This is a genomic window from Agromyces agglutinans (genome assembly GCF_009647605.1).
Lineage (GTDB): Bacteria > Actinomycetota > Actinomycetes > Actinomycetales > Microbacteriaceae > Agromyces > Agromyces agglutinans.
Genome location: NZ_WJIF01000004.1, coordinates 88,470 through 100,759, shown reverse-complemented (window position 1 = coordinate 100,759; position 12,290 = coordinate 88,470). Strand labels below are relative to the sequence as shown.

The following is a 12,290-nucleotide window of genomic DNA, read 5'->3' as shown; positions in this document are numbered from 1 at the left end:
GGCGCGCCAGCGCCGTATCGAGCCCCACCAGGTCTCGATACGCTCCTTCGTCGCTACTCGACCGCCGACCCCTCGGCCGCCGGCACCTCGGCCGCCGGCCCCTCGGCCGCCGGCGCGCCGAGCAATCCCCTGAGGTCGTCGGCCGTGAGCGCGGGCACCCCGGCGCCACCCTCGCCACCCTCGGCGCCCGCGTCCAGCACCGACGCGACGAGCTCGCCCTTGCGGCGCTTGAGCGCCATCACCTTCTCTTCGATGGTGTCGGCCGCGACGAGGCGGTACACCATGACCCGCTTGCGCTGCCCGATGCGGTGGGCGCGGTCGATCGCCTGCTGCTCGCTCGCGGGGTTCCACCACGGGTCGAGCAGGAACACGTAGTCGGCCTCGGTGAGGTTCAGCCCGAAGCCGCCGGCCTTCAGGCTGATGCAGAACACGGATGCCTCGCCCGAGCGGAACCGTTCGATCTCGGCGTCGCGGCGCTTCAGCGGGGTCGACCCGTCGAGCCACGCGTACGACACGCCGTCGGCGTCGAGCCGATCGCGCACCCGGCCGAGGAAGCTCGTGAACTGGCTGAACACGAGCGCCCGGTGGCCCTCGGCGAGCACGTCCTCGAGCTGCTCGAACAGGGCGTCGAGCTTCGCCGAGGCCATGCCCTCGTGCGCGGGATCGACGAGGCTCGCGTCGAGCGCGAGCATGCGCAGCAGCGTCAGGGACCGGTACACGATGTGCCGCTGCCGGTCGAGGTCGTCGACGAGGCCGAGCAGCTTCGTGCGCTCGCGCTGGAGGGTCGCATCGTAGAGCCGGCGGTGGCGCGGTGCGAGCGCGACGGTGAGCACCTGCTCCTGGCGCGGCGGCAGCTCGGGGGCGACCTCCTCCTTCGTGCGCCGCAGCAGCAGCGGACGCACGCGCCGCCTCAGCCGCTCGATGCGCTCGCGACTGCCGGCCTCGATCGGCCGGCGGTACCGCTCGTCGAAGGCGCGCCGCGAGGGCAGCAGGCCGGGCGCGACGATGCGCAGGATCGCCCAGAGCTCACCGGTGTGGTTCTCGATCGGCGTGCCCGTGAGCGCGAGCCGGAACGCCGCGCGGATCGCCCGCGCCGCCTCGTGCACGTTGGTCGAGGCATTCTTCACGAACTGCGCCTCGTCGAGCACGAGCCCCGCCCATTCGAGCGCGGCGAACCGGTCGGCGTCGAGTCGCAGCACCGCGTACGTCGTCACGACGACGTCGGCATCGGCGACCGCTGCCGCGAGCGCGCCCGGTTTCGCGGCATCCGTCGCGGTGACGGATGCCACGCGCAGCCCCGGCGTGAACCGGGACGCCTCGGCCACCCAGTTCGACGCCACCGAGCTCGGCGCCACGACGAGGAACGGCGCGCCGGCGCCCTGCTCCCGCACCCAGGCCATCAGGGCGAGCGCCTGCACGGTCTTGCCGAGGCCCATGTCGTCGGCGAGGATGCCGCCGAGCCGACTGCGGTGCAGCAGCGCGAGCCAGCGGAATCCGGCGAGCTGGTACGGCCGCAATGCGACCGCGAGCCCCACGGGCGGCTCGAGCTCGGCGACCCCCGACTCGGCTCCCCCGGCGAGCGCGGCCACGGTGTCGCGCCACTCGACCGCGGGCGCCGACTCGTCGGCGAGGTCCTCGAAGTCGGCCCAGAGCCCCACCTGGCTCCGGTGGATGCGCACGCCCGTCTCCCACTCGCGGAGCGTTCCCGCCTCCTCGATGAGGTCGCGCAGCGGTTCGAACAGCGGCTGCTTCAGGTCGAGGTACGTCTTGTCGACGAGCAGCAGCCGGCGCTGCCCCTTCGCGAGCGCCCGGAAGAGCGGCATGAACGGCACCTTGCGCCCGTCGACCGTGACGATGACGCCGAGGTCGAACCAGTCGGTCTTCGGCGACTCGACAGCGGTCACGGCGAGCGCCGGCGTGCCCGCCTCGCGGTAGTCGGGCGGGTCTCCGGAGACGTCGACGCGCACGCGGTCGAGCCGTTCGAGCCGGCGGATGACCCGGTCGGCGAACCACGCGACGTCGCCGCCGCGCAGCGTGATCGGCGTCATGGGCATGCCGCCGAGCTCGTCGCGTGCGAGCTCGACGACGTCGGGATCGAGGTCGGGGTCGGCGGCTCCGGTCGCCGCCCCGCCGGTCGCGGCGGCTCCGGTCGCCGCCCCGCCGGTCGCCCCGGCGCCGGGCGGCTCGGCATCGACCGCGCTGATCCGGCCGTCGGCGTGCTCCCACCGCCACGCCAGCCGCAGCACGTCGCCGGGTTCGAACCGCGCGTCGAGCACGAGCGTCGCGGGCACGGGCGGCGGCGGTTCGAAGCTGCCGTCGCTGCTCACGATCGCGACCGACCGCACGAGCCGCGGGTACGCGGTGCGCAGGAACTCGACGGTCTCGCCGGCGGGAACGCGGATGCCCCGCGGGCGGTCGAGCAGCGCGAGCCGCGGCCGGGCCGCACCATCGACAGCGCCGAGTCCGCCGGCGACCGGTCCGAGCCGGATCTCGCCGCGCGAATCGCCGCGCGCGAACGCGAACCGGTAGACGCCGTGGTCGCCGACCGGCCGCGCGTCGCCGACCGGATGCGGTTCGCCGTCGAGCACCACGACGGGCTCGAGCACGAGGTCGCCCGCCGCATGCCCGGCACCCGAAGCGCCCCGGGCAGCGCCCGCGCTCGCGGGCCGGCCGCGGCTCGAGGCATCCGTCACCCGAGCGTCGTAGCCGATCTCGACGGATGCAGCCAGCGCGACGCTCGGCGTCGCGGCGCCGCCGACGAGCGCGATGCCGCGCCGCTCGGCGTCGGCGAGCAGCGCCCACAGCAGCGGGCTCTCGTACTCGTCGAGCGTGATCCACTCCGAGCCGTAGGTCGTGAACACGCTGGGGCTTCGCCCCTTCAGCAGCGCGAACTGCGCGAACCAGCGCGCCTGCTCGGGGTCGAACCCCTGCGACGACCCCTGGAACGCGATGTTCTGCCAGGTCAGCCCGGCCTTCACCCACGCGCCGCGCGCGCCCTGCGCGACGGGCCGCACCGCGAGGCGGTCGACCGTCTCGGCCCGCTTCGCGGGCTCGTCGCGCGGACCCTGCCACTCGCCGCTGCGGCGCTCGCGCCGGTGCCGCAGTTCGAACTGCAACGCCAGCGACCGGATGCCCCGCCCGAGGTCGCGACCGGATGCCTCGCCCGGGCCGTGCGGCGGGCCCTCGGGATGCGCAGGCCGGCCGGGGGCGAGCCCGAGCGCGTCGAGTTCTGCCCGCCAGTCGGCTGGGCGGGACTCGGCGGGCATGTCCTCATGCTGTCACGCGCGGCCGACATGCCCGGCTCGCGGCGAGTTCGGCTGACGCGCGGCGAGGTCGGCGAACGACCGGCGATGTCAATCCCCGTGACGGCGAGCGGGCGCGATGCGACGCTCGGAGCATGGACGAGCACACGACACCAGACGAGAGCACCCGCGACGAGAACGGCCGGGAGGGCGGCCTCGGCGGCGACGGCACCATCCCCGACGACCCGGGCGGCGTGGGCGTCGGCGCGGGCGAGCCGACGACCTTCGAGCCCGAGGAGGATCCGGAGGCCGCCGGCAACCGCGACGGCGATGTCGCGCGCGACGCCGCGCGACCGGGGGCGGAGGCGCAGCACCAGGTGGGCGACCTCGACCTCGGGCTCTCCGACAACGAGCCGCTGCGCACCCCCGACGACGGCACCCGCGACGCGGCCGTCGACCCCGACGGCGACGCACCGGAGTCCACCGAGTGAACGACTCGGGGCGCCCGTGCGTCGGCGTCCCCGGCCCCCTTGACGGCCGCTCCGAAGCGGGAGCAGGATAGGCCCGTTCGCCGTAGAACGAGGGGGCCTCATGTTTCGTCAGCTCGCCATCGCCACTGCCTCGGCCCTGGTCCTCACCGGACTGGCCGCCACGCCGAGCATGGCGAGCCCACCGCCTCCGGGCGGCGAGGGCACCGGTCCATCGGTCTACACCGGCACCGTCGACGCGAGCGGGCTCGAGCGCATCGTCGACCTCGGCGTCGACCGGCACGACATGGTCGTCGAGCCGAGCGCCGAGGCGGGGCTCGTCGACGTGCAGGTGATCCTGAACGAGATCCAGGCCGACGAGCTGGCCGACGAGGGCACCGCCCTCGAGGCGAAGGAGCCCGCCGCGCAGCGCCGGTCGCTGCAGGCGACCGACGGCGTCTTCCGCATGTACGGGGGCGAGGGCGGGATCCTCGAGGAGCTCATGGACCAGGCGGCGGAGCATCCGAAGATCGCCCAGTTCAAGGTCATCGGCCAGACCCACCAGGGCCAGGACATCGGCGCGGTGCGCGTGACCGGCCGCATCGACAAGCAGCGCAAGGAGGGCAAGCGGCCGACCACCGTCTACGTCGGCGCGCAGCACGCACGCGAGTGGATCACGCCCGAGATGGTTCGGCGCCTGCTCGACCTCTACCTCGACTCCTACGGCACCGACGAGCGCATCACCGACATCGTCGACTCGACCGAGGTCTGGTTCGTGCCGGTCGCGAACCCCGACGGCTACGACCACTCGTTCGGCGAGGGCAACCGGCTCTGGCGCAAGAACCTGCGCGACAACAACGGCGACGGCCAGATCACCGGCGCCGACGGCGTCGACCTGAACCGCAACTCGGTGACGCGCTGGGGCTACGACAACGAGGGCTCCTCGCCGAACCCGGCGAGCGACACGTACCGCGGGCCCTCGCCCGGGTCGGAGCCCGAGACGCAGGCCCTCGACGAGCTGTTCGGCGACATTACGCCCGAGTTCCTGATCAATTACCACTCGGCCGCCGAGCTGCTGCTGTACGGCATCGGCTGGCAGGTCGCGACGCCGTCGCCCGACGACGTGATCTACGAGGCGATGGCCGGCGACGACGCGAATCCCGCGGTGCCGGGCTACGACCCCGACCTCTCGGCCGAGCTGTACACGACGAACGGCGACCTCGACACGCACATGCAGGCGGCGCACGGCGCGCTCGGGTTCACGCCCGAGATGTCGACCTGCGAGGCGGCGGCCGACTCGGTGCCAGATGACGAGTGGGTCGCAGAGGAGGACTGCGTGGCCCTGGGCTTCGACTTCCCCGACGACGAGGCGCTCATCCAGGCCGAGTTCGAGAAGAACGTGCCGTTCGCGCTCGCGGTCGCCGAGTCGGCGCTCGACCCGAACGACCCGGTCTCGGTCGTGGGGCGCGACGCGCCCGACTTCCAGGTCGACACGTTCTCGGTGTCGTACGGCGACCCGCAGACGGTCGCGGTGTGGGCCAAGCGCGACCTGTTCGCGAAGTTCATGACCTACCGCATCAACGGCGGGCCGCCGCGCATCTCGCTCGTGCAGGAGTGGGACGGCGGTGAGCGCTACGGCGACGAGAACACCGACTACTACGCCGAGTACCGCGGCACGGTGCGCGGTGCGAGTCCGGGCGACACCGTCGAGGTGCGGTTCTCGGCGCTGCCGAGCCTGCGCGACATCTTCCGCACGTGGAACGCCAGGCTCGTGCAGAGCGAACCGTTCACGTACGAGGTGGCGCAGGACACGGGCAACGACGTGCTCGTCATCGCGAACGAGGACTACACGGGCTTCAACCCCGAACCGGCTCCTCGCAACGATGGGCCGAAGTACCTCGACGAGCACCTCGCCGCGCTCGCCGCGAACGGCGTCGACGCCGACGTGTGGGACGTCGACGCGCAGGGCGTGCCGCACGACCTGGGCGTGCTCGGGCACTACGACTCGATCCTCTGGTACCTGGGCGACAACCGGCTGACGCAGGACGCCGACGACGTGCTCACCGAGACGTTCCTGTTCGGGGATGTCACCGACCTGTCGGTCGCCGAGCGCCAGCAGTACCTGACGATCGCGGTGCGCGACTTCCTCAACGAGGGCGGCAAGCTCGCGCTCGCGGGCGAGACGACCGCCTACTACGGCCAGCTCGCCGGCGCGGTCGGCGGCATCTACTACGGCCTCGACGGTGCCCCCGAGCAGGAATGCCAGGTGACGGAGGACTTCTTCTCCGACTGCCTGATCCTCGCCGACGACTTCACGCAGTACTGGCTGGGCGCGTACGACCGCACCCCGGTCGGTGCTGAGGGCGTCGCCGGTACGGATGTCCCGTTGACGGGCGTCGGGGCGCTGTTCGGCGGCCCGGCGACGGTCGACAACCCGATCGACGAGGCGGGCGAGTTCACGCCGACGAGCGACGTGCTGCCGATCGACGAGTTCCCGCAGTTCGAGAGCTGGGCGGCGGCCGAGTACACCGGGCCGTCGGGACCGTTCCTGCCGATCGAGGGGGCCTGGGCCGCGTTCGCGGCGCATGTCGACGAGGGCTACCAGCGGCTGGGTCGCACGTTCTCGGTGCCCGAGCTCGCCGACGGCGAGACGGCGACGTTCGATGCGCAGTTCTCGTTCATCACGGAGTTGCAGTACGACCACGTGATCGTCGAGGTGCGCCCGGTCGGCACGGAGGACTGGACGACGCTGCCCGACCTGAACGACGGCACGAGCACGGCACCGCCCGCCGAGTGCGAGGCCGGGTTCTTCGTCGACCAGCATCCGCAGCTGGCGAACTACCTGACCGTCGGCAACCCGTGCACCTCGACGGGCGCGACCGGCGAATGGAACTCGTTCACCGGATCGTCGGGCGGCTGGACGGATGTCTCGTTCGACCTCAGCGCCTACGAGGGCCAGGAGATCGAGCTCGTGATCAGCTACGTGACCGACCCGTTCACGGGCGAGGTCGGGCTGATCGTCGACGACACCCGATTCACGGTGGCCGGCGTCGAGACCGAGGCCGAGGGCTTCGAGACCGGGCTCGGCGACTGGACGGTGCTCGGCGCCCCGGCCTCGAGCCCCGGCAACGTCGGCGACTGGGAGCGCATCACCATCGAGGGTCCGTTCTACGCGGCCACCGCGACGGTCGATTCGCTGCTGTTCGGCTTCGGGCTCGAGCAGCTCGAATCGGATGCCGCCCGAGCGGAGGTGGTGGGCCGCATCCTCGCCCACTTCGCGGGGTGATCTGCAGGAAATCGGGCCCTATCCCCAGCCGCTGGCGGGGATAGGGCCCGATTTCCGGCACGGCGCGTTCGATGGCACCTCGTTTCCGCGGCCGGGAATGCCCCGGATGCGGCATCCCGTTGCTGTTCGTGGAGCCCGACGCTCCCCCATCGCTCGGAAGGAACCACATGACCGTCCTCGTCACCGCCGCCTCCGGCCACCTCGGCCGCCTCGTCGTCGAAGCCCTGCTCGCACGCGGCACGGCGCGCGCCGAGATCCTCGCGACCGCGCGCGACATCGCGAAGCTCGCCGACCTGGCCGACCGCGGCGTGCACACCGCGACGCTCGACTACGACCGCCCCGACACCATCGCCGCCGCGCTCGAGGGCGTCGACGCGGTGCTGCTCGTCTCGGGGTCCGTGCCGGGCGCCCGAGTCGAGGGCCACCGCAACGTGGTCGAGGCCGCCGCGGCGGCGGGCGTCGCGAAGCTCGTCTACACGAGCGCGCCGCACGCGACCACCGCCGACTTCGCGCTCGCGGCCGACCACCGCGCGACCGAGGAGCTCATCGCCGCCTCGGGTGTTCCCGCGGTGATCGTGCGCAACAACTGGTACACCGAGAACTACGTGCAGGATGTCGCGGACGCCGCCGAGTCCGGCGTGATCGCGAAGGCCGCCGGCGACGGTCGCGTCGCGAGCGCCACGCGCGCCGACCTGGCCGAGGGCGCCGCGGTCGTGCTGCTCGAAGACGGCCACCTCGGCTCGGTGTACGAGTTCACCGGTGAAACGGCCTGGGACTTCGACGAGCTCGCGGCTGTGGCATCCGAGCTCACCGGACGCGACGTCGCCTACCGCCGGCTCACGGTCGACGAGCTCGCGGCCTCGCTCGAGTCCGCCGGGCTCGACGCCGGCACGGCCGGGTTCGTCGCCGGCATCGACGAGGCGATCGGCCGCGGCGTGCTCGCCGACGCGCAGCCGACGCTCGCACGCCTCATCGGCCGCCCGACGACCTCGCTCGTCGACGGGGTGCGGGCGGCGCTCGCGGCGCGATAGGCGGCGGTCGGCGGCGCTCACGGCGGGATGGCCGACGGCGGGGCCGGGGACCGCCCGCCTCGCATGTCGGCGGCCGGTCGTAGCCTGCCGACCATGACGACGGTGCGACCCTTCGAGATCGCGGTGCCCGACGAGGTGCTGTCCGACCTGCACGACCGGCTGCGCCGCACGCGGCTCCTGCCCGACTCGCCCCGCAAGCCGCCGTCGGGCCTGTCGGCCGACTACCTGCGGCAGCTCGTCGACTCGTGGATCGCGTTCGACTGGCGCGAACGCGAGGCGTGGCTGAACGGGCATCCGCAGTTCCTCGCCGAGATCGACGACACGACGCTGCATTTCGTGCACCGGCGCAGCGAGCGAGCGGATGCCCCGGCCCTGCTCGTGATGCACGGCTGGCCGCACACCTACGCGCTCCAGCTCGAACTCGCCGATGCGCTGCCCGACCTGCACGTCGTGGTCGCGAGCCTGCCGGGCTTCGCGTTCTCGACGCCGTACGCCGACGGCGAGATGAGCGAGACGCGCCTGGCCGACACGATGCACCGGCTGATGACCGAGGTGCTCGGGTACGAGCGGTACCTGACCTACGGCGAGGATGTCACGGCCAACGTCAGCGACCTCATCGCCGCGCAGCACCCCGAGCAGGTCGCGGGCATCCTCGCGACGCACTCGCACTTCCCGAACCAGCAGGAGCGCGAGCAGGCGACCGACCCCGAGGAGATCGCGTTCTTCGAGGGGCTCGCGGCGTTCCACGGCGCGAACGGCGCGTACGGGCACGTCCAGGGCACGCGGCCCGACACCCTCGCGGCCGCGCTGAACGACTCGCCGGCCGGGCTGCTGGCCTGGCTGGCCGAGAAGCTCGTCGAGTGGAGCGACACCCCGCCGGGCGACCCCTCGGCCGTCGAACGCCGCATCTCGCGCGATCGCATCCTCACCGAGGCGACGATCTACTGGGTCACGCAGTCGATCCAGTCCTCGTTCCGCCCGTACTACGAGGGCGCCGACCAGCCGGGCACGATCCCGCCGACCGACGTGCCCGCGGTCATCGCGATCCAGCGCCACGAGTCGACGTATCCCGAGTCGCTCGCGCGCCGGCACTACCGCGACCTGCGGTCGTTCGAGCGCCTCAAGGCGGGCGGGCACTTCGCCGCGGCAGAAGTGCCCGACGTGATCGCGGGGCTCGTGCGCCGGCTCGCCGCCGAGGCGTGGTGAGGCGGCGCGGTGAGGCGAGCGGCGCGGTGAGGCGAGCGGTGAGGCGAGGCCGCAGCGCGGTCAGGCCGACCGCTCGGCGAGCCACACGTACGGCGAATGGGTGCGCACAGCGCCCGTGACCGCACGTTCGGCGAGCAGCAGCGCGCCGTCGAGGGGGTCGCCGGCAGGGTCGACCAGGTCGACATCGGGCCGTTCGGCGGCCACGGTGTCGCGGAAGGCGGATACAAGTCGCCCACCGGCAGCGAGCAGCCCGCCCGTGGCCGCGAGGCGTGGCGGCAACGACGGATGCAGCGCGGCGAGCCCGGTGCGCGCCGCCTCCGTACCCGCGCGGGCCAGGATGTCGCCGGCGGCCGAGTCCCCCGAGGCGGCGGCCTCCGCGACGTCGGGCGCGAAGCTCGCGAGCACGCCGGCCCGGTCGTCACGCGTATAGAGCTGCGCCGGCCAGGTCTCGGGCGCGCCGAACCGGGCCTTCGCCGCGTCGAGCAGCGCCGCGCCGGCCGTATCGAGGCCGTCGTACGTGCGGAGAGCGGCCTCGAGGCCACGCTGCCCGATCCACGCTCCACCGCCCCGGTCGCCGAGGAGATGGCCCCAGCCGTCGACGCGCCGCCAGACGCCGTCGCCGTCGGTGCCGAAGCCGATCACGCCCGTGCCGAGCGCGACGATCGCGCCCGGGCGGCCGGCGAGCGCACCGAGGTGGGCGGTGACGGCGTCGATCGCGATGGCGACGCGCGGTCGTGGCTGCGGGTGTCGGTGCGGCTCCGGCGGCGGGCCCGGCTGCTCGTTCGGCCGCGGCGCCGGGGCATCCACGACGGCCTGCGCGAGCGCCGACGCGAACGCGGCCGGATCGCGGACCAGGGTGCCGAGGCCGGTCGCTCCGAGGCCGATGCCCGCGATCGCGTCGGTCTCGTCGGGCCAGGCCTGCCGCGCCGCACGCACGAGGGCGAGCGCCGTCTCGGGCACCGAGCTGCCGCCGGCCGTCACGCCGGCCCGCTCACCCGTCAGCTCGAGGCGCGTGCCAGCGCCACCAGCGCCACCAGCGCCGCCCACGACGAGCGCGCCGCCAGCGCCGCGCGCGCCGCGCGCGCCGCCAGCACCGCCAGCGCCACCAGCGCCACCAGCGCCGCCCACGACGAGCGCGACCCGGCTGCCGGAGCCGCCGATGTCGATGCCCAGCAGGTTCACTTGCTCATGCCCGCGGTGAGGCCCGACACGATCTGCTTGGTGGCCAGCAGGAAGAGCACGACGAGCGGGATCGTCGCGAGCGTGAGCCCGGCGAACAGCGTCGCCCAGTCGGTCTGGTACTCGCCGAAGAACCGCGTGATGCCGACCGGCAGCGTGTACGACGACTGGTCGCGGATGAGGATCAGCGGGTAGAAGAAGTCGTTCCACACGGGCACGAACCGGAAGACAACCACGGTCGCGATCGCCGGTCGTACCAGCGGCAGGTGCACGCGCCAGAACGTCTGGAACGGTCCGGCGCCGTCGAGTCGCGCCGCCTCGTCGAGCTCCAACGGCAGCTGCCGGAAGAAACTCGCGAGCACGAACGTCGAGAACGGGATGCCGAGCGCCGCGTAGACGAGGATCAGGCTCCACAGGTTCGACACCATGCCGAGCGAGTCGAGCAGGAAGAACAGGGGCAGGATCGCGAGGTAGACCGGCAGCATGAGCCCCGAGAGGAAGAGCCCCTCGAGGGCGGTGAACCACTTCGATCTCGTGCGGGCGAACGCGTACGCCGCGAGCAGCGAGACCGCCGTCGAGAGCACGACGGATGCCACGGTCACGAAGATCGAGTTGACGAAGTAGGTCTCGAACGACGCCGTGACCCACGCCTTCTGGTAGCTCGTGAAGTTCGGCGGCAGGGGCAGGCCCAGCGGCTGCTGCGCCATGTCCTGCGTGGTGCGCAGCGAGTTCGACACCATGAGCAGCAGCGGTGCGATCGAGATGGCCGCATAGATCCAGAGGAAGGTGCTCGAGGCGAAGCCGCCGAGCGTCGGGCGGCGGCGCGTGCGACCCTGGCGGTCCGGGTTCGAGGGGGTTCCGCTGTCGCCGCCATGCGTGGGGGCGTCGCGGGATTCCGGCGTGATCGTCGCGGTCATCAGAAGAGCTTCCGTTCGGCTCGGCGCATGATCGCGGTGATGAGGATCGCGATGCCGAAGATGAAGAGGAACAGCAGGGTCGCGATGGCCGAGCTCGTGCCGATCGCGTTGGACGAGCCCGACTCGAACGCCGTCCGGTAGAAGAGCAGGCTCAGCACGTCGGTCGCGCCGGCGGGATTGCCCTGCGAGCCGCCCAGCGCGTACGGGATGGGGAACGCCTCCATCGCGCCGATGAAGGTGAGCACGCTCACCGTGCCGATCGCCGGGACGAGCATCGGCAGCGTGACCGAACGGAACCGCTGCCACGCGTTCGCGCCGTCGAGCGAGGCGGCTTCGTCGACCTCCTCGGGGATGCCGCCGAGGGCCGCGCCGTACAGGAGCACGGGGAACCCGATCCACTGCCAGGCGGTCACGATGACCACGACCCAGATCGCGGTCTGCGGGTTGCCCAGCCACGGCTGCGCCAGTTCGCCGAGCCCGATCGCGCGCAGCACCGCGTTCACCGGCCCGAACAGCGGCGACAGCATCAGCGACCAGAGGTATCCGATGACGAGGGGCGAAACCAGGTACGGCAGCGTGTACATCGTCTGGAAGAACCGCTTGAACCGGCGCGTGCGGTGCAGCAGCGTCGCGAGGCCGAGCCCGACCGTGTTCTGGAAGACCATCGCCCCGAAGAACAGCAGGAGGTTGTGCACGAAGGCGTTCGGGATGTCCTCGCTGTACGGCAGCGTCGTGAACAGCCGGACGTAGTTCTCGAGGCCGGTGAAGTCACCGCGGAGGATGCCGGTCCAGTCGAAGAACGAGTAGCTGAGCGCGGTCAGCAGGGGGTAGGCGATGAACACCGCGAACAGGATGAGGGCGGGGAGGACGAAGACCAGGCCCGCCCGGCGGGACAGGGCCACGCCGGTGGACGGACGCCGGCGGCGCACCTTCGGCACGGTGATGGCGGACATGGTCTTCGT

The 12,290-nt window shown here is 72.6% G+C and carries 8 protein-coding genes; 4 read left to right on the top strand and 4 right to left on the bottom strand.

Annotated elements, in window-relative coordinates; all coding sequences use genetic code 11:
* Positions 1-53 precede the first annotated feature (53 nt).
* Entirely contained in the window at positions 54-3,266 is a 3,213-nt protein-coding gene (locus GE115_RS09035) for a DEAD/DEAH box helicase (protein ID WP_153684478.1), read from the bottom strand.
* A 131-nt stretch (positions 3,267-3,397) separates the two neighbouring features.
* Between GE115_RS09035 and GE115_RS09030 the strand changes: the two genes are divergently transcribed.
* The 4 genes from GE115_RS09030 to GE115_RS09015 all read left to right on the top strand — a co-directional run bounded on the left by GE115_RS09030 (position 3,398) and on the right by GE115_RS09015 (position 9,232).
* Entirely contained in the window at positions 3,398-3,733 is a 336-nt protein-coding gene (locus GE115_RS09030; RefSeq protein ID WP_153684477.1) for a hypothetical protein, read from the top strand.
* 100 nt (positions 3,734-3,833) lie between these two features.
* On the top strand, positions 3,834-6,995 hold the full coding sequence (locus tag GE115_RS09025; RefSeq protein ID WP_153684476.1) for a M14 family metallopeptidase: 3,162 nt from the start codon (positions 3,834-3,836) through the stop codon (positions 6,993-6,995).
* A 167-nt stretch (positions 6,996-7,162) separates the two neighbouring features.
* The gene (locus GE115_RS09020; protein WP_153684475.1) at positions 7,163-8,026 is read left to right on the top strand and encodes an SDR family oxidoreductase; all 864 of its coding nucleotides are present in this window, start codon (positions 7,163-7,165) and stop codon (positions 8,024-8,026) included.
* Positions 8,027-8,119: 93 nt separating this feature from the next.
* Positions 8,120-9,232, top strand: a complete 1,113-nt coding sequence (locus GE115_RS09015) for an epoxide hydrolase family protein (protein ID WP_153684474.1) — start codon at positions 8,120-8,122, stop codon at positions 9,230-9,232.
* A gap of 60 nt (positions 9,233-9,292) precedes the next feature.
* On the opposite strand, the gene GE115_RS09010 is transcribed toward GE115_RS09015, so the two are convergent.
* Genes GE115_RS09010 through GE115_RS09000 form a run of 3 tightly spaced genes read right to left on the bottom strand, consistent with a single transcriptional unit; the run spans position 9,293 to position 12,281 of the window.
* A complete protein-coding gene (locus tag GE115_RS09010) occupies positions 9,293-10,414 on the bottom strand; it encodes an N-acetylglucosamine kinase (RefSeq protein ID WP_312855041.1) in 1,122 nt (373 codons plus the stop codon).
* Entirely contained in the window at positions 10,411-11,328 is a 918-nt protein-coding gene (locus tag GE115_RS09005; protein ID WP_153684473.1) for a carbohydrate ABC transporter permease, read from the bottom strand. Before GE115_RS09005 ends, GE115_RS09010 begins: the two co-directional genes overlap by 4 nt.
* On the bottom strand, positions 11,328-12,281 hold the full coding sequence (locus GE115_RS09000) for a carbohydrate ABC transporter permease (protein ID WP_153684472.1): 954 nt from the start codon (positions 12,279-12,281) through the stop codon (positions 11,328-11,330). The genes GE115_RS09005 and GE115_RS09000 overlap by 1 nt, the downstream gene beginning before the upstream one ends.
* Positions 12,282-12,290 lie beyond the last annotated feature (9 nt).